Annotated in this window: 19 protein-coding genes; 15 read left to right on the plus strand and 4 right to left on the minus strand. The window is 35.6% G+C overall.

The window, feature by feature from the left end:
• The first annotated feature begins 3 nt into the window (after positions 1 to 3).
• The 8 genes from ACFFLS_RS10325 to ACFFLS_RS10360 all read left to right on the plus strand — a co-directional run bounded on the left by ACFFLS_RS10325 (position 4) and on the right by ACFFLS_RS10360 (position 8563).
• Positions 4 to 393 carry a GxxExxY protein gene (locus ACFFLS_RS10325; protein ID WP_379685025.1) on the plus strand — a complete coding sequence of 130 codons (390 nt, stop codon included), beginning with the start codon at positions 4 to 6 and terminating at the stop codon, positions 391 to 393.
• A gap of 217 nt (positions 394 to 610) precedes the next feature.
• Positions 611 to 1867: a sigma-54 interaction domain-containing protein gene (locus tag ACFFLS_RS10330; protein ID WP_379685024.1), complete on the plus strand. Its 1257-nt coding sequence runs from the start codon at positions 611 to 613 to the stop codon at positions 1865 to 1867.
• Positions 1868 to 1965: 98 nt separating this feature from the next.
• Entirely contained in the window at positions 1966 to 2472 is a 507-nt protein-coding gene (locus ACFFLS_RS10335; protein WP_379685023.1) for an LptE family protein, read from the plus strand.
• Positions 2473 to 2529: 57 nt separating this feature from the next.
• Complete coding sequence (locus ACFFLS_RS10340; RefSeq protein WP_379685022.1) at positions 2530 to 4119, plus strand: tetratricopeptide repeat protein; 1590 nt, start codon at positions 2530 to 2532, stop codon at positions 4117 to 4119.
• A gap of 3 nt (positions 4120 to 4122) precedes the next feature.
• Positions 4123 to 4458 (plus strand): preprotein translocase subunit SecG, encoded by a 336-nt coding sequence (gene secG, locus ACFFLS_RS10345; RefSeq protein ID WP_379685021.1) that lies wholly within the window; start codon positions 4123 to 4125, stop codon positions 4456 to 4458.
• Positions 4459 to 4599: 141 nt separating this feature from the next.
• Positions 4600 to 4875 carry a co-chaperone GroES gene (locus ACFFLS_RS10350; protein WP_012023920.1) on the plus strand — a complete coding sequence of 92 codons (276 nt, stop codon included), beginning with the start codon at positions 4600 to 4602 and terminating at the stop codon, positions 4873 to 4875.
• An 84-nt stretch (positions 4876 to 4959) separates the two neighbouring features.
• A complete protein-coding gene (groL, locus tag ACFFLS_RS10355) occupies positions 4960 to 6591 on the plus strand; it encodes a chaperonin GroEL (protein WP_379685020.1) in 1632 nt (543 codons plus the stop codon).
• A 775-nt stretch (positions 6592 to 7366) separates the two neighbouring features.
• Positions 7367 to 8563, plus strand: a complete 1197-nt coding sequence (locus tag ACFFLS_RS10360; RefSeq protein WP_379685019.1) for an alkaline phosphatase family protein — start codon at positions 7367 to 7369, stop codon at positions 8561 to 8563.
• A 348-nt stretch (positions 8564 to 8911) separates the two neighbouring features.
• On the opposite strand, the gene ACFFLS_RS10365 is transcribed toward ACFFLS_RS10360, so the two are convergent.
• From ACFFLS_RS10365 to ACFFLS_RS10380, 4 genes are all read right to left on the minus strand, one after another.
• Positions 8912 to 9751, minus strand: coding sequence for an oxidoreductase (locus ACFFLS_RS10365; RefSeq protein ID WP_379689353.1), 840 nt, complete (start codon positions 9749 to 9751; stop codon positions 8912 to 8914).
• 91 nt (positions 9752 to 9842) lie between these two features.
• Positions 9843 to 10751, minus strand: a complete 909-nt coding sequence (locus ACFFLS_RS10370; RefSeq protein WP_379685018.1) for a helix-turn-helix domain-containing protein — start codon at positions 10749 to 10751, stop codon at positions 9843 to 9845.
• Positions 10752 to 10938: 187 nt separating this feature from the next.
• Positions 10939 to 12468 carry a SulP family inorganic anion transporter gene (locus ACFFLS_RS10375; RefSeq protein WP_379685017.1) on the minus strand — a complete coding sequence of 510 codons (1530 nt, stop codon included), beginning with the start codon at positions 12466 to 12468 and terminating at the stop codon, positions 10939 to 10941.
• 187 nt (positions 12469 to 12655) lie between these two features.
• The gene (locus ACFFLS_RS10380; protein ID WP_379685016.1) at positions 12656 to 13375 is read right to left on the minus strand and encodes a S24 family peptidase; all 720 of its coding nucleotides are present in this window, start codon (positions 13373 to 13375) and stop codon (positions 12656 to 12658) included.
• Between the two features lie 110 nt (positions 13376 to 13485).
• On the opposite strand from ACFFLS_RS10380, the gene ACFFLS_RS10385 reads away from it, so the two are divergent.
• The 7 genes from ACFFLS_RS10385 to ACFFLS_RS10415 all read left to right on the plus strand — a co-directional run bounded on the left by ACFFLS_RS10385 (position 13486) and on the right by ACFFLS_RS10415 (position 18771).
• Complete coding sequence (locus tag ACFFLS_RS10385; RefSeq protein ID WP_379685015.1) at positions 13486 to 13674, plus strand: hypothetical protein; 189 nt, start codon at positions 13486 to 13488, stop codon at positions 13672 to 13674.
• 20 nt (positions 13675 to 13694) lie between these two features.
• Entirely contained in the window at positions 13695 to 13889 is a 195-nt protein-coding gene (locus tag ACFFLS_RS10390) for a hypothetical protein (RefSeq protein WP_379685013.1), read from the plus strand.
• Positions 13890 to 14176: 287 nt separating this feature from the next.
• Positions 14177 to 14890 carry a hypothetical protein gene (locus ACFFLS_RS10395; protein ID WP_379689354.1) on the plus strand — a complete coding sequence of 238 codons (714 nt, stop codon included), beginning with the start codon at positions 14177 to 14179 and terminating at the stop codon, positions 14888 to 14890.
• Between the two features lie 62 nt (positions 14891 to 14952).
• Positions 14953 to 15765 carry a hypothetical protein gene (locus tag ACFFLS_RS10400; RefSeq protein ID WP_379685009.1) on the plus strand — a complete coding sequence of 271 codons (813 nt, stop codon included), beginning with the start codon at positions 14953 to 14955 and terminating at the stop codon, positions 15763 to 15765.
• Between the two features lie 115 nt (positions 15766 to 15880).
• Entirely contained in the window at positions 15881 to 16675 is a 795-nt protein-coding gene (locus ACFFLS_RS10405) for a hypothetical protein (protein ID WP_379685007.1), read from the plus strand.
• An 85-nt stretch (positions 16676 to 16760) separates the two neighbouring features.
• The gene (locus ACFFLS_RS10410) at positions 16761 to 16994 is read left to right on the plus strand and encodes a phage tail-like protein (protein ID WP_379685005.1); all 234 of its coding nucleotides are present in this window, start codon (positions 16761 to 16763) and stop codon (positions 16992 to 16994) included.
• Positions 16995 to 18000: 1006 nt separating this feature from the next.
• On the plus strand, positions 18001 to 18771 hold the full coding sequence (locus tag ACFFLS_RS10415) for a hypothetical protein (protein WP_379689356.1): 771 nt from the start codon (positions 18001 to 18003) through the stop codon (positions 18769 to 18771).
• Positions 18772 to 18773: the final 2 nt, after the last annotated feature.

Raw genomic sequence — 18773 nt, forward strand, 5'->3', positions numbered from 1 at the left:
TTTATGATTGATACAAACGAATATTACTACAAGAAAGATCAAAACTATCAGATTGTAGGTATTTGTATGGAAGTACATAGATTATTGGGGCCTGGATTACTTGAAATTGTGTATAAAGATGCGTTAGAAATTGAATTTAAAAACAACAACATCCCTTATAATCGAGAAAAAGAGTTCTCAATAGAATATAAAGGGATTATTTTGCCCCATAAATTTTATGCCGATTTTATAGTTTATGAGGACATAATATTAGAAGTAAAATCAGTGAAAGAAATTAGCAACGACCATCTTGCTCAAACATTAAATTATATGAAGCTTGCAGATACTCCTGTTGGAATAATTGCAAATTTTCAAAACAAATCATTAGTACACAAAAGATTAATTAATTCATAAATAGAATTTGCGCTAATTTGTGTAATTTGTGGTTATTTTTAATAAAAGTCATTACAACATAAAAAGAGTTATTCATTAGCCCGATTTCGAAAAAAATTAGTGGAAATTCGTGAAATTCGTGGCAAAAGAAAAAAAATACAAGCCAAAAGTTTAAAAGTTAAGGCCAAGTTGAAAAACTTGAAACCTGAAACAAATAAAAACTTGAAACAAAAAACAAATGGAAACAGTTCAAGCAATAAAACAGCGATTTGAGATTATTGGTAATGACCCGAAATTAAATCGTGCCATCGAAAAAGCCATTCAGGTTGCTCCTACTGATATTTCGGTTATGGTAACTGGGGAAAGTGGTGTTGGTAAAGAAAATATTCCTAGAATTATACATTCGCTTTCGCACAGAAAGCATGGCAAATATATTGCTGTAAACTGCGGAGCGATTCCGGAGGGAACAATTGACAGCGAACTCTTTGGACACGAAAAAGGAGCTTTTACCGGCGCTACAAGCACACGTGAAGGTTATTTTGAAGTAGCCGACGGCGGTACAATCTTTTTAGATGAAGTTGGTGAATTGCCATTGACTACTCAAGTAAGGTTGCTGCGTGTTTTAGAAAACGGTGAATTTATAAAAGTAGGTTCATCACAGGTTCAGAAAACCAATGTGAGAATTGTTGCCGCAACAAACGTAAACTTATTCAAGGCGATTGAAAAAGGGAAATTCCGTGAAGACTTGTATTATCGTCTAAGTACAGTCGAAATTACGCTTCCACCGCTTCGAGAAAGAAACGAAGACATTCATTTACTGTTCAGGAAATTTGTGGCCGATTTTGCACACAAATACAAAATGCCTCCTTTACGATTAGATGATGATGCAGTGCAACTTTTGCAGAAATTTAGATGGAGCGGTAATATTCGCCAACTTCGAAATGTGGCTGAGCAGATTTCTGTTTTAGAAACCAACCGCGATATCAGTCTCACAACGTTACAATCTTATCTTCCTGCCGAAGGTCCCAACTTGCCTTCTGTCATCAGCGATCAGAAAAAAGAAAGCGATTTTAGCACAGAAAGAGACATATTATACAAGGTGCTTTTTGATATGAAAAGCGATTTGAACGATCTTAAAAAACTAACTTTAGAGTTAATGAAAAACGGATCCTCAAAAATGCAGGACATTAACCCTAATTTGATTCAGAAAATATACGGAAATCAACAAAATGACAGCGAAATAGATTTTGAAGAAGAGCCAAGAACCGCTGTAATGACGCCTACTGTACGCGAAGAGAACTATCAGATTCCGGATGATAATTACTTATTTGCAGAAACAATCGAAGAAGAAGAAATTCTGCGTCTAGAACAGAAAGAAATCGAAATGATCAAAAAATCATTAGAAAAAAACAAAGGAAAACGAAAAGCCGCTGCTGATGAATTAGGAATTTCTGAGAGAACGCTTTACCGAAAAATCAAACAATTTGATTTATAAAAATAATTAAATTACAATCTTTAAAATTCCAAACTCCAATTACTATATTTGGGCACAATTGGAATTTTAATGCCATTGAAATTTTCCCGATAACAATTATGAAAAAAATATATACGCTCCTTGCCTTGATTAGCCTTTTTACATTTGGCGCCTGTACTATCAAATATAATTTTACAGGAGCAAAACCAATAGAAGGAAAAACTTTTCAGGTAAACTTTTTCCAGAACAATGCCGATTTGGTAGAACCTGGAATTGACAGACAATTTACATTAGCGCTACAGGATCTAATTCAGAACCAAACCAATCTCAACCTTATTCCAAACGGTGGTGATTTGGTTTATGAAGGAGAGATTGTAGATTACAGAATTACACCGATGCAAGCAACTGCAAATCAGGAAGCTGCGCAAAACCGTCTTACGATTCGTATCAATGTACGATTCACCAATAAAAAGAATGAAAATGATGACTTTGAAAGAGTCTTCGAATTTTACTATGATTTTGAAGGTACTTCGCTTCCTGTAGGAGGTATCTTAAACGATGCCATTAGAACTATTTTTGAAAGAATTACTCAGGATATCTTTAATGAATCATTAGCGAAATGGTAGATTATTCTACCAGCAATAATTAGCAACAAATAAATTTAGAAGATTAAACAAACAAAAATGAACGTCACCGATTATACCTACTTAATGAACAAACCCGATGCTATTACAGAAAAGCAGACGGATGCATTAGGAAGTGTTCTGAATGAATTTCCGTATTTTCAAAGTGCACGCGCGCTTAGGCTAAAAGGACTTTACGACCAGAATAGTTTTAAGTATAATTATGCTTTAAAAGTTACGGCTGCACATACCGCAGATCGTTCGGTTTTATTTGATTTTATTACTGCTGAAAATTTTACAGCCGTTCAGAATGATTTTTACGAACAAAAACTAAGAGACCTTCTTGAAATAAAAGTATTTGACAGCGAAATTATTTCTGCTGACGAAATTCAGAAAGCGATTGAAGCAAAAATTGACCCTGTCGAACAGTCTATTTTAGATTCTATTAAAGAAGCATCTACTGCAACTTTTGAAAAACCAAGAGAAATTGAGGAACCGACAGTAAATGTCGAAAAAACTGCTGTTCTGACATCGGAAGAACCAGTGACCGAAAAAGAACCTGCTCCGAATTTCCCAGAAATAGACCTTTCTATTTTCAATGCAATAAAAGAAGCACAAACGGTAACTTTTGAAAGACCCGAAAAAATCGAAGAACCAAAAGCTACTGAAGAGCCAAAAGCTATTCCGGTTATCGACGACGCTATCTTTAAAACTCTTAAGGAAGCTGAAAACGTAACTTATGAAAGACCTCAAAAAGAGGAAGAATCAAAAGTTGATGCAATCGAACGCTCAATCTTAAGTTCAATCAAAGAATCAGAAGCTGTTTCTGTTGTGGAACCTTCAAAAGTCGAAGAACCTAAAATTGATTCGGAAATTGAACGTTCTACTTTAAGTTCTATCAAAGAAGCCGAAACCGAAACTGCAGAAAAACCAGCAGTAAATGCAATTGAAGAAGATGAAGATGATTCTGTAATTGAAGAAATGATCATTCCGGAATCTCGCTTTGGCAGAATTGAAGAATCAATATTGTCTTCAATAAAAGAATCTACAATCGTAGTTCCTGAAACTGTAGAAAATCCGAAAGAAGAAATTCAAAAAGAAGAAATTCTAGAAGAACCTGCAAAAGAAGACATAACACCAGTTGAAGAAAAACAGCTTACAGAACAAGAACAGCCTGAAGCTGAAACTCAAATTTCTGAAGATTCTGAAGTTGAAAATCCTGTTGATTTTGTACTTAACGAAAAACACTCTTTTCAAGAATGGTTGCAATTATCCAGAACAGAACCAATTGACCGTACGAAAGATGGAATTGAGACGACTGAAGACAAGGGTCAAGAGAAAATCGTTATTGAAGAAAGACAAAAGAAAGCTGAAATAATAGATAAATTTATAGAAAATAATCCTAAAATTTCGCCTATAAAATCTTCTGGAATTAATATTCCTGTTGTCGCTCTTGACAGCAATAGCGAGGATAATTCCTATTTGATGACCGAAACTTTGGCCAGAGTATATCTCGATCAAAAGAAATATACAAAAGCAATTCAGGCATATGAAATTTTAATTTTGAAATATCCAGAAAAAATTAGTTTCTTTGCAGACCGCATAGCGGATATAAAGATTTTACAACAAAATAACAATAACAATAATTAACTAATGAGCACATTTTCAATTTTTTTAGTTTTAATCACAATAGTTTGTTTTCTATTGATCGTAGTTATCATGGTACAAAATCCTAAAGGAGGCGGTTTGTCTTCTACTATCAGCGGAACGCAAATGTTGGGAGGTGTACAAAAAACTACCGATTTCCTTGACAAAAGTACTTGGACATTGGCAACTGTTTTGATTGTATTGATTTTACTTTCAAGCTTAAGCTTCTCAGGAACTTTAAGTGATACCAATTCTAAAATCATTGACAGAACCGAAGCTCCTGCAAATACACCTGCAGCTCCGGCACAAGGAACTCCTGCAGCTCCTGCTCCAGCTAAATAATCATAACTTGATATAAATCTAATGCCAGCCTGTCAAAGCTGGCATTTTTTTTAAGAAATAATGTCAGTTTTACTAGCATGGCACAATTTCTGAAAGTTTTTAGAACATTAAAAAATGTATAACTTAATATAATATAAAATCATGGCTTTAAACATAAAACCGCTTTCAGACCGCGTACTTATTGAGCCTGTTGCAGCTGAAACTAAAACTGCTTCAGGAATCTTTATTCCAGATACTGCCAAAGAAAAACCACAAAAAGGAACTGTAGTTGCAGTAGGAAACGGATCAAAAGATCATACTATGACTGTAAAAGTTGGCGATACTGTTCTTTACGGAAAATATGCAGGTACTGAATTAAAATTAGAAGGTACTGATTATTTGATTATGCGTGAAGACGACATTCTAGCAATTATCTAAAAAAAATATTGTATTAAGTACGAAGTATTAAGAATTAAGAACTTCATTAACTTGAAACAAATAAAACTTTAAACAAAATTTAAAATGGCAAAAGATATAAAATTTGATATTGAAGCACGTGACGGTTTAAAACGTGGTGTTGATGCATTGGCAAATGCTGTAAAAGTAACTCTTGGACCAAAAGGACGTAACGTAATTATCGGAAAATCTTTCGGCGGACCAACTGTTACTAAAGATGGTGTTTCTGTTGCAAAAGAAATCGAATTAAAAGACCCATTAGAAAATATGGGCGCGCAAATGGTAAAAGAAGTGGCTTCTAAAACCAATGATTTAGCGGGTGACGGAACTACAACTGCTACAGTTTTAGCTCAAGCTATTGTTAAAGAAGGTCTTAAAAACGTTGCTGCAGGTGCAAATCCAATGGATTTAAAACGCGGTATTGACAAAGCGGTTGAAACTATCGTTGCTGACTTAGCAAAACAAGCTAAAGTGGTTGGAAGTGATTCTGACAAAATCAAACAAATTGCTTCTATCTCTGCAAATAACGACGAAGTTATTGGTGAATTAATTGCTACAGCTTTCGCTAAAGTTGGAAAAGAAGGTGTTATCACTGTTGAAGAAGCTAAAGGAACTGACACTTTCGTGGATGTTGTTGAAGGAATGCAGTTTGACAGAGGATATCTTTCTCCTTACTTCGTAACCAATCCAGAGAAAATGGAAGTGGAACTAGACTCTCCATACATCTTATTATACGACAAAAAAGTTTCTTCTTTAAAAGAATTACTTCCAGTTTTAGAGCCAGTTGCTCAATCAGGAAAACCATTATTGATTATTGCTGAAGATGTTGACGGAGAAGCGCTTTCTACATTAGTAGTAAACAAATTAAGAGGTGCTCTTAAAATTGCTGCTGTAAAAGCACCAGGTTTTGGTGACAGAAGAAAAGCAATGTTAGAAGATATCGCAATCTTGACTGGTGGAACTGTAATTTCTGAAGAAAGAGGCTATACTTTAGAAAATACAACTATCGAAATGTTAGGAAACGCAAAAAGAGTTTCTATCGATAAAGACAACACAACTATCGTAAGTGGTGCTGGTGAAGCTGACATTATCAAAAACAGAGTAAACCAAATTAAAGGTCAGATGGAAACGACTACATCTGATTATGATAAAGAAAAATTACAAGAGCGTTTGGCTAAATTAGCCGGCGGTGTTGCTGTTCTTTATGTTGGTGCGGCTTCTGAAGTTGAAATGAAAGAGAAAAAAGACAGAGTTGACGATGCTTTACACGCAACTCGTGCTGCTGTTGAAGAAGGAATTGTTGCTGGTGGTGGTGTGGCGCTATTAAGAGCTAAATTGGCTTTAGCCGACTTAAAAGCTGACAATGCTGACGAAGCAACCGGAATCCAAATCGTTTCTCGTGCTGTTGAATCTCCATTAAGAACTATCGTTGAAAACGCTGGTCTTGAAGGTTCTGTTGTTGTTTCTAAAGTTTCTGAAGGTTCAGGTGATTTTGGATACAATGCAAAAACTGACGAATATGTAGACATGCTTACTGCCGGAATTATCGATCCTAAAAAAGTAACTCGTGTAGCTCTTGAAAACGCTGCATCTGTTTCTGGAATGATCCTTACTACAGAATGTGCATTAATTGATATTAAAGAAGAAAATGCCGGAGGCGGAATGCCAATGGGTGGCGGAATGCCAGGAATGATGTAATTCATTCTCTTCTTAAAACTTAAAAGCGCTAGATTTCTTATCTGGCGCTTTTTTTTTGTTTGCTACTAATTGCACTAATTTCCACGAATTATTTTTTTCAATCTTTTACGCATATTTTAATTAGCCACAGATTACACAGATTAAAAGGATTTTTATTTTATGCAGATCATAGATTATAAAAATTAAAGTAATCTGCTTAAATCTGTAAAATCTGCGTGAAAAATTTTAAATGCATCCAATAGAGAAATCCTTTCAATCTGTGTAATCTGTGGCTAAAAAGAAAAACAATTCGAGGAAATTAGTACAATTCGTGGCAACCCTTTGTATTTAAAAATTCTATTGCGGAATGCCAGGAATGATGTAATTCATTCTCTTCTTAAAACTTAAAAGCGTCGGATTCCTTATCTGGCGCTTTTTTTTAGCCACAGATTACACAGATTAAGAGGATTCTTTTGCTTGGATACTGCAAAGTTTTTTCACGCAGATTTTACAGATTTAAGCAGATTAATTTAAATTTCATATCTGTATTAATCTGTATGTAATAGAAATCATTTTAATCCTTTTAATCTGTGGCAAAGATTTAAAAAAAAATTTGTGGAAATTTGTGCAATTTGTAGCTAAAAACCCTTCTATCTATGTAATCTGTAAATAATAAAATATTCACAAAGATTAGAAAAAAATAATTCGTGAATTCGTGGCTAACTTTTTATTTAACATTCTCTTTTTATTTAAAAATTCTATTATGGATAACTTTGCAAGACAATAATTTTTTAAAATGAAAAAGCAGTTTACTTCTCTCCTATTCTTAATTTTTCTTTCAATTTCTTTTGCTTTACAAGCCCAAAACAAAGACAATTATGTTGTTCTAGTTTCTATGGATGGATTTCGTTGGGATTATGGTAAAATGTATGATCTTCCGAATTTAAAACAGATTGAAAAAGAAGGCGTCCATGCCAAATCAATGAAGCCTTCCTATCCGACTAAGACTTTTCCGAATCATTACTCGATTGTAACAGGACTTTATCCAGATCATCACGGAATTATCAATAATGTTTTTTACGACGCTTCTTTAGATCAAGCTTTTTCATTATCAAGTAATGCCAAAAATGATTCTCGATTTTACGGAGGAAATCCGATTTGGAATCTGGCGGAGCAACAAGGTGTAAAAACTGCTTCTTTCTTTTGGCCGGGTTCTGATATTGATAAAAGAAATCCGAGTTATTTCAAAAATTATGATGGCAAAGTTCCCTACGGAGCCAGAATCGACACGGTTATGAAATGGCTGGAACTTCCAGAAAAACAAAGACCTCATCTGGTAACCCTATATTTTGACGAACCTGATCATTCTGGGCATAATTTCGGTCCGCATTCGCCACAAACAGAAAAAGCGGTAATTAAAATGGATTCGATTATTGGTGAATTATCAAGAAGATTAAACGAACTTTCAATTGGAAAAAAAATCAATCTAATCATTGTTTCTGATCACGGAATGGCCGATATTAACAATAATAAAAAAGTAGCTGTTCTCGATTATCTAAAACCCGAATGGCTGGGTTACAAAGATGTCGTAAACCCAATTATGAGCTTACAAGCAAAACCAGAATTTCAGGATTCTATCGCCAATGCTTTAAAGAAAGTGCCGCATATTAAATTCTGGAAAGCTGCAGAAGTTCCCGAAAGATTGCATTACGGGACAAATCCGCGTGTACATGATTTTGTTATCGAAGCAGAAAAAGGATGGAGTCTAGTAAGCAAAGAAAGCACGCATATAAAAGGCGGAACGCATGGCTATGATAATAACGAAAAAGACATGCACGCTATTTTTTATGCGAAAGGTCCAGCTTTCAAAGTAGATAAAACTGTCCCTACTTTTCAAAATGTTTCTATTTATCCTTTAATTGCGCATATTCTTGGACTGCAGATTGGCGAGATTGACGGAAAATTGAGTGATGTTGATGCGATGCTTCACTAATTAGATAATGAGTTAATTAGATAATTTGTCAATTAGAAAATTTGATAATTAGAAAATTTGATAATTAGAAAATGAGATAATTAGACAAATCTTTAAATTAATCCAATTGAATTGCCTCCAGATTTATCTGGAGGTATGCTTTTGAAATATAAAAAAGGGCTTTAGCCAAACTTCGTAGTTTGGCTAAAGCCCTTTCTGATTAAACTATTCTTTTCCTCCAGCTAAAGCAGGAGGCAATTCAATAAAATAGTAAAGCCGACAGGTTTTAAAAAAAACCTGTCGGCTTTACATATATAATTTCAATTACATTTTCTAATTATCGAATTGACAAATTATCTAATTAGATAATTAAAAATTAGTCGAAACAGAAACCTCTTTCCATTTTCCTAATTCATTTTGAACACTAGCAATTTTCTGATTCGCCATATTGAAGGCGTCTTCACCTAAAAACAAGTGTAACGGCGGATTTTGGTCCTGACTAACTTTGATTAAAGCTTCGGCTAATTTTACTGGATCTCCCGGCTGATTTTCGTTGATATCGTCTTTATGCGCACTTTGAGATTGTCTCACTTCCTTATAGTCCGCAATTGGATTTTCTGGCAATAAAAGTGAACTGTCTTTTAAGAAATCGGTTCTAAAATAACCTGGATATACAATTGTCGCATGAACTCCAAAAGGTTTAATTTCTGCCGCTAAAGATTCTGTCATACCTGCAACTGCAAATTTTGTAGAACAGTAGATTCCCCAACCCGGAAATTCTCCATAATATCCTCCAACTGAAGAAATATTAAAAATATGCCCAGATTGATTTGCACGAAGAATCGGCATTGTATTTCTGATCACATTCAATAATCCGAAAACATTTACCTCGTAGTTTTTTCTGGCTTCTGCATCGGTCAGTTCTTCTAAAGCTCCTAGCAATCCATAACCGGCATTATTTACTAAAACATCAATTGTTTTAAAATGACTTATCGTTTTATCAATAGCCGCTTTTACGCTTTTTTCATTGACTAAATCCATTTCAAGAGGAAGAAAATTTTCAGACGAACTTCCTAATGCCGCAACTAAAGAAGCTTCACTTCTTGAAGTTGCCGCAACTTTAAAACCTTCTGCTAAAAGTTTTTTAGCCAATTCTAATCCAAGTCCTTTTGAAGCACCTGTGATAAACCAAACTTTGTTATTTCCCATGATTTTATTTTTTTACGTTATAATTACAGGACAAAGGTATTGGCGAAGTGCTTCTCAACAATTAAAGCATTCAAGCAAGAAGTTACAAAAATCAATCAATTTCTGCTAATCGGTAGTTTTTAGGCGAAACTTGAACATTTTTCTTGAAGAAATTTATAAAATGAGACAATTCATCGAAACCTAGACACCACGCAATTTCATTAATATTCCAATTCGTTTGTTTCAAAAGAATCATGGCTTCTTGAACAATTCTTTCCGAAATAATCTGCGAAGTAGTTTTTCCTGTGGTTTCTTTCAATGCTTTATTCAAATGATTGACATGTACATTTAGCTGACTTGAGAATTCTGAAGGCGAACGGAAATTAATCTGCTGGGAAATCGATTCAACAGGAAATTGTCGTTCCAGCAATTCCAAAAACAAAGAAGAAATTCGAATGGTAGCATTTGATTTGCTGTATAATGAAGCAGTTACAGTCTGGGTTTTAAGAGCAAGATGAATAATTTCGAAAACCAAATTTCGAAGCACATCATATTTAAAAGCATAGTCTGAATTGATTTCTTCCAACATTTTTAAATAAACCGACTTTAAAGATTCAGCCAATTCTGAAGAAACAGGGACAACAGGATTTCCGCCGGGCTGAAATAAAGGATATTCCTTTAAATTTCCGAACTGGCTAAAAAAAGCATCGGTGAAAATGCAGAAAAATCCCGTCTGGTTTTCATCAATATGTTCCCAGCTGTACGGAATCTGCGGATTGGCAAAGAACAAAGCTTGGTCGTCAATCGAAACGATTTTATCAGCATAATGCACTTTGTTTTTACCAATGATCAAACTTATTTTATAAAAGTCTTTTCGCGTATAAGGCAAAGGATTACAAGTGCTTCCGATATAATCATCAAGTTTAAAAACATTAAAATGTCCGATTTCTTTTTTAAGGTTCTCGGGCATTCCGTTAATTTTAACGGTGTAAAAATCTTCTAAGGTTTCTGTTAGTTTCATTTTGCAAAGTTACAAAAATCAAACATTGATTAATTAGAGAATGTGTCAATTTGATAATTAGACAATGATTTGCACAAACAACAAACGCGACAGATTCTTAAAAACTGTCGCGTTTATAGCAACGCAAACAACAACTTTTTCAGTCCAATTTGAATTATCCAATTATCAAATTGCCACATTCTCTAATTCAAGAAACCACTTTATAAGTCGGATCTTCAATAACATTTACATTAATCACTGCGTCGGCATTTTTGAGCAATTGTCGGCAATCGGGGCTTAAATATTGCAACTCTACGGTTTTGCTTTCTTGTTTGTATTTTTTGGTAATATTATTTAGAGCTTCAATAGCAGACATATCAGAAACGCGGCTTTCCTTAAAATCGATTATAATATGATTCGGATCGTTTTTTACATCAAATTTTTCTAAAAAAGCAGTTGCCGACCCAAAAAATAACGGACCGAATATTTCGTAATGCTTGATTCCGTTTTCATCAATGTATTGACGCGCTCGGATTCGTTTCGCGCTTTCCCAAGCAAAAACCAAGGCAGAAATAATAACGCCAATCAGAACTGCTAGAGCCAGATTATGCAATACAATCGTAATTAAAGCGACCAAAATCCCAACAAAAATATCATGTCTCGGCATTTTATTAATAACTCTGAAACTTGCCCATTCAAAAGTCGTAATGGCCACCATCATCATCACGCCGACCAAAGCTGCCATTGGCAATTTTCCGATTACAGGCGCTCCAAAAAGAATGATAATCAGAATAGTTAACGCCGCAATAATTCCCGAAAGTCTCGCGCGAGAACCCGCACCAAGATTTACCAAAGTCTGTGCAATCATCGGACAACCGCCCATTCCGTAAAAAAAGCCGTTTAAGATGTTCGAGCTTCCCTGTGCAATACATTCGCGATTGCTGTTGCCTCGAGTTCCCGTAATTTCATCGACTAAATTCAGGGTAAGCAAACCTTCTGTTAAACCAACAGCCGCAACAATTACGGAATAGGGAAAAATCACTTTTAAAGTATCAAATGAAAGCGGAATATTCGGAATATGAAATGGCGGAAAACCACCCTGAACAGAAGCAATATCTTCGACCGTTTTGGTTTGGATATTAAAGACAATCACCAAAGCAAAAACCACTATAATGGCAACCAAAGAAGCCGGAACCGTTTTTGTAACCTTCGGAAAAATTAAAACAATTGCGACAGTCAAGGCTACCAAACCCAACATAATATACAAAGGTGTTCCTTGAAGCCACGAAACCTGTCCGTTTATAATGGTTTTAAACTGTTCGAGCTGCGACATAAAAATCACCACCGCCAAACCGTTTACGAAACCATACATTACGGGCTGAGGTACTAAACGTATAAATTTTCCGAGTTTAAAAAGTCCGATGCAGATTTGTACGACACCACCCAACGCAACGGCTGCAAAAACATATTCGATTCCGTGCGATTTCATCAAAGCAATCAATACGATTACGGTTGCCCCTGCTCCGCCGGAAATCATTCCTGGGCGTCCTCCAAAAACAGCTGTGACCAATCCAGCAATAAAAGCGGCGTATAATCCGACCAAAGGCGGAAATCCAGCCAAAATAGCAAATGACAACGATTCCGGAATCATGGTCATAGCAACAGTTAAACCGGCTAAAATTTCATTTTTATAATTGACTTTTTGAGTAAAATCGAAGAGTTGGAAAGCTTTTTTCATGGCACAAATTTAGAAAATAAGATAATTAGATAATGTGTCAATTAGATAATTAGATAATGCGTCAATTAGATAATTAGATAATGTGTCAATTAGATAATTAGAAAATGTGTCAATTAGATAATTAGATAATGTCTATGCGGCATCTATAGAATTATCTAATTGACACATTATCCAATTGACACATTATTTACGACATAGAATTAACACGAAGAGAAGCCTTAATGATGGCAAGTCCGTTTATAGATTGTATGGGCAGATCTTTGGGTTCGTGTTTTTCGTTTTCGCTTACCAGTTTAACAAACTGATCTCCTTTTTCTGATTTCTGAATCCAGCGAATCATGTTGAATTCATTGCCGTCTTCATCTAAAATCGAAATCAGATACATTTCTCCCCAAAAAATAGTATCGATATTATTTTTGACTTTTTTATACAAAATGATATCCCCAGCTTTTATTAAAGGATACATGCTGTCGCCACTTACCGTAATTGCTCCATCGCATTTGGGTAAATTCGGGATAGTCATATAATCTGTAGGCTGTTCTTGTTCTTGATTGCGAAACAAAGCGGCGACAGAAGTTGTTTCTTGTATATCAAATAAGGGTATGGATTGTCTTGACTTTGTTTTGTCTGTTTTTAATGAAAAATTCTCAGCAATCTGTTTTTCTCCAGCAATTGTATTTTCTAAATACGAATCTTTCAACATAGATCCGCTTCCTAACAATAACCAAATCGGATTCAAATCCTGACAATTTTCTATAATCCTAAGCAATATACCTTCTCCTAAATCAGCGTTTCTTTTAAGCTGTTTGCCTAAATACCCATTTGAAAGGCCAATTCTGACCTCAAAAGGAGTAGCCTTTATTCCTTTAAAATTAATATATTCATACAGACGTTCTATAGCTTTCATAAACCAAACTGAAAATTTTCTAGTATTTTTCTTGCAAACTAGAAAATAGGTTATATATTTGCCTTTGCAATAAGAAACAAATAGTGAAAATGAGCAAAGAAACGAAAAAAATGAGGAAGTACACTTACGATCAGCGAATAATAAAGGCGTTGGTTGACAAATACGGGCTGACTACTGTCTATATTCGGCAATGTTTGAGCGGCAACAATTTAAGTCTTACGGCAGATAAAATAAAAAACGATTACAAAGAGATTGACAAAGCTTTTGAAAACACGCTTTTAAGCCTTCTTAAAAAATAAACTTTAATAGTGTTATTGAAATGAAAGCCAAACAAAAATACAATCAAGATGTATTGACGATTCTAAAAGAAAAATACGGATTTTCTTTTGATTATATCCGAAAAGCCATACGTGGCGACCGTACCGGTATTATTCCCGACAAGATGAAGGACGAATACGAAAAACTTACCGATCAAGCCAAAAAAACAATCTTAATAGAATCTCAAAAGTTATAAGCCTGATCCCTACTATTTACGCCTAAAAAAAGCCTGTTCCGGAAAAAGCGCAAACAAACTAACAAAAAATTTTACCCCATTAGTCTCTATTCTGATACTTATTTAAAAGCCAGATTACATTTTTAAGCACAGCAATTACAAGCCTGATGCCCACAATAACAAATTTCCTCAAAAAAATACCACACTAGTACAAATTATTAATTTTTAAAAATTCATGTAAAATGAAGAAAATTACACTTATGCTATTGGTAATTCAAAGTGGGATTATCATGGCACAAACCAAAACCGTGCTGGCTCCCACCGGGCAAAAAATAACGATTCATCCTAATGTAAACAACGGACTGACTGTTAGTGATGGCAATGTAAAGTTAGGCGGCTCCTTAATTAAGCCTACTGCTATAACCACAGATGCTACAAATACGCTGGCAATTACTGGCCTTACCACCAGTAATGATGCAAACGATGCTCCTATAGTACTAGCGGCAGACGGTACTTTAAAAAAAGGAGCTTTCCCGCCTATCAATATAGTGCCCACTGATGCAGGTACAGTGATTGCCATAGGCGGTAAGCTTGAAGTAGCGCAGGAAATTGCAGCCATACTCACAGATGATGTTGTTGTTGGTTCAGCTGCGGGAACTAATCAGCCTATTGGCAAAATCATTGCTTTACTCGATAATCAAGGCACTTTTACAACGAGCGATAGTAGCAATTCGTTTGCTGTAACGACTACGGGTCTTTACATGATTTCTATAAATGCCCAGTTTTTTAACAGTAGTGATGTTGCCGGAGGTGCTCCTTCAATAGGGGTTTGGTGCGACACCGATAACAAATGGGTGGCGCGTACAAACTATACGGTAATTGCTGATAAAGGGATGAATTTAACATTGATTACTACGCCTACCATGACCGCCGGCAAAACCTATTCGTTTAGAGGGTCTTCTACCAATTTAACAGGATCAGTTAGAAAGAATCAAGCTTTTTTTTCAGTGAAAAGATTATAAGTAAAAAAAAAACAGGACCTATTTTTCTGTACCTGCAACCAACACGATTAAAACGTAATAAAATGAAAAAAATATACTGCCTAATTTTGATGTTCCAGATTGGAAATACAATAGCGCAAACCAAAATTGTGGTTTCGCCTTATGGTGAAAAAGTTGCTGTTAATAGTACAGCAAACAACGGGTTGACTGTCAACGGCGGTTCTCTGGAGCTGAATGGTGAATTAACAGAACCTGCCACAACAATAGCCACTAGCGCAACCAATACGCTGAAACTTAATGGTCTTAGTGCCAGTACTGGCCCAAACGACAAAGTTGTTGTGGTAACAGGAGACGGGACCTTAAAAAGATCTGCTTTTCCTGCCATTAACATACTCCCAACTGATATAGGCACTGTAATAGCCATAAATGGAAAACTTGAAGTAGCACAGGAAATCAGTGTTTTACAGGCTGAAGATTTTACTGTGAGTGCCAGTTCCGGCGGAAAAGTAATTGGCGGAGCGACCAATGAACTGATAGATAATAGAAACACTTTTTCAGGAACTTCTACAAGCAATTCTTTTACCGTAACTGCAGATGGTCTATATTCCGTAATTATCAACAGCTCATTCGTACTTTCATCTCCAAGTATAAGCGTAACAATAGGTGTATGGTGTGATACAGACGGCAGCTGGCTCTGCAAAGCAGACAACACTACAACGCCGTCCACAACAATAGTGAAAAATATTACATTGCTTACCTCTGTTATGATGGCTGCGTCTAAAACGTATTCTTTTAGAGTTTCTGGTACTAGCGGAACCACAAAAGTAAAGTACCTTAATGGGGGCACTACGGGTGATGGTCCTGTTACGTATTATTCCGTAAAAAGACTGAAATAAAATAGTTGAAAAAGTTATAGACTAGTAAAAAGTCATCATGGATTCATCTATAAGTCTATACTTTTTACGTCACAAAAACAAAAGTAAAATACAATTCAAAAAATATTCTGAACTCATGAAAACAAAAAAAATAGCAGGCTTCCTCATTTTTATATATAGCGTAGTTCTTTCTGCACAAACCCCAACAGGAATAAGTCCTTATGGCGAGAAAATCCCTTTAATTGCTGAGGGTAATAACGGCATTACTGCCAGTGCTGGTACTATACAGCTGGGTGGCAGTCTGACAAAACCCACCACTATAGTTACGAGCCCAGACAATACTTTGGCTATAAGCAATCTTACTGTAAGTGGTTCCGCCAGCGATAAGCCAATTGTAGCAGGAACCGATGGGATTTTAAAAACAGGAAGTTTTCCTCCTATTAACATTACACCCTCCGATAGAGGAACTGTATTGGCTATTAACGGCAAATTGGAGGTGGCTCAGGAAATTACAGCATTGATGAATGGAAATTTTACTGTATCGGCAGGCGGTGCTATAGCAATTGGAAAATTAACGACTGTTTTGATAGATAACAATAATTTGTTTAGTAGTAGTGCGACCGATAATTCATTTAAAGTTGTTGTAGATGGTGTTTATTTGATTCATATGAACATGCCTATTTTAACTGCGGATGGTTGCGTTATTGGTGTTTGGTGTAATACAGATGGTAACTGGGTGGCTCGTATAAATTATCCAGGTTATTTAGCCAAATCAATCTTAACCCTGATTACGGCTATTTCGCTGTCTGCTTCTAAAACCTATTCTTTTAGGGTAGGATTATTGCCTACCGGTACCATAGAAGCAATCAATACAACTACTTCTGAGGGTAGCGGGCCTACAGGTTTTGTTTCTCTAAAAAGGTTGAAATAGAATAACGATAGTGCAAGCATATTCCCACGGCTGGCGCGAGCGTCCCGCTCGTGAACGCAATCTAAATCAATTTTAAAAACTGTACATGCACGAGCGGGACGCTCGCGTTAGCGGGGCAAAAGGAACGGTAATAGGAGCGCAAAGCAGCGATGTAGACGGCGTATTGGTCTTGGAATCTTCCAACAAAGCGTTGATCCTGCCTAAAGTGGTCTCACCACACTTAAACATTATAAAACCAATGGCAGGAACTATTTGTTACGACACGGTAAAAAAACTGCTCTGCGTTTACAATGGCACAGAATGGACGTTTTGGAAGTAAAATAAGATTATGAGGGTTTGTAATCTGTGCCGACAACGATAAGATATAAAACAAAAAGCTGTAAAACTTAGAGTTTACAGCTTTTTTGTGTTTGAAACTTACTTTTTATTAGTTGTATACAATAATATCAATACAGATTACTTTGTCAGTTCCCTCGCGCTCATGTGCAAGTTTGCGCTAGCGGTTAGTTTGTGTCATTTCGATGTAACGAGAAATCGCACTAGTGAGTCGGCAAAGATTGGAAATATAATTTGCGAAATTTCTAATGTGATTTGCTTCGCAAGTTTGCGAACACTCAAGTCTCCTTTCAGAAATGGTAAACAGTGAGTGAATAAGAAAACAATAGTTATTATAGCAAATTTTTCTTAGGAGAACTTATAATGTTTTTGAAAAGGCATAAAATTGAGGTTTTGTGCTTTTTTTTATGGCTTCAAGTTTAGTATTGGTTTGTTATGTTCTTTTAATTTGTTGCTAGTCCACGTTATTGGCGTCTGCTAATTTTTAACACTCTTTAATGGCTATAGTTTAATAATCTAAACTGTAGCCTATTTTACTACAAACAAAACTTTTGGTGGCTACAAAGCTTATGGATCCCACGGCTGGCGCGAGCGTCTCGCTCGTGAACGCAATCTTGTCTCGTCCTGAAAAAAGTTTACATATTTATACTTAATCCTAAAATAGATTTACAGCCATATTTTAGTCCTATTATAGCTTTACAATAATAGGACAAGACAGGGATTTTGGTAGAAGATTGGGGTTGAATTAGCTTTCACTTCAACAAACACAAATTACTTGTTTAACCCTAATTTGTTATTAAAATGTCTTTTATGGGCAAAACCTAGTCAGGCGCTCTAATACTTTTGCTCTTTATTTTTCGATACTATTTAAATTTTGTCTCCAACATAAGACAGGTTGAGTTTAGATTTTTCTAAAAAAGAAACCAATTAATCGACTCATTTTAAAGGTGGTGAAAGAAGTGTAAACTATAAAAAATCAAAAAAGGAAAATGAGAAAAGTTATCTGCTTACTCTTCATAATTCAGAGCGGAATCATGATGGCACAAACTAAAACTGTTGTAACACAATTTGGAGAAAAAGTAATCATTCACCCCAATGCAAATAACGGATTAACTGCAAACTCCGGTTATATTCAGTTTGGTGGAGAATTAATTCAACCCTCTTTGTTAACTACAAACGCTACTAATACTTTAGCGATAGAAGGCCTAATGACCGGGACTGCAAATGACAATATCCTGGTCACTGATACTGATGGAATTCTAAAAACCATTTCGCGTTCAAGTTTAACAGGCGCTACAACAAAAGGTTCTTTATTAAGTACCAATGCAACTATTACCATAAATTCTGGAAACAACAAACTGTGGGACACTGATGCTTCTCTGGATATTACTCCGGGAACGGCTAATCAAATTTTGACTACTAATACAAGTACTGCTATTGAATGGAAAAACACTGCGCAAATTACAGGCACGATGAACTTAGTTCGAAAAACAGCTGACTATACTATTAGCGAAACAACAGACAATGTTGTGCTAGTTGATGCTGCAGGTGGCAATATCATTATAACTATTCCCGATGGAATTACAGCAGGTCGTTTCTTTACAATTAAACGTGTGGACTCTTCAAACAATACCGTAACGCTATTGTTTTCAGGAGGTACGATTGACGAATCTGATACCTTCATAGCAGTCGGTATTAAGAGTACCTACCAAGTTATAACCGAAGGAAGCAATAGGTGGCAGACTATCACGAGGTTCTAGCA

The organism is Flavobacterium procerum (assembly GCF_042431625.1).
Lineage (GTDB): Bacteria > Bacteroidota > Bacteroidia > Flavobacteriales > Flavobacteriaceae > Flavobacterium > Flavobacterium procerum.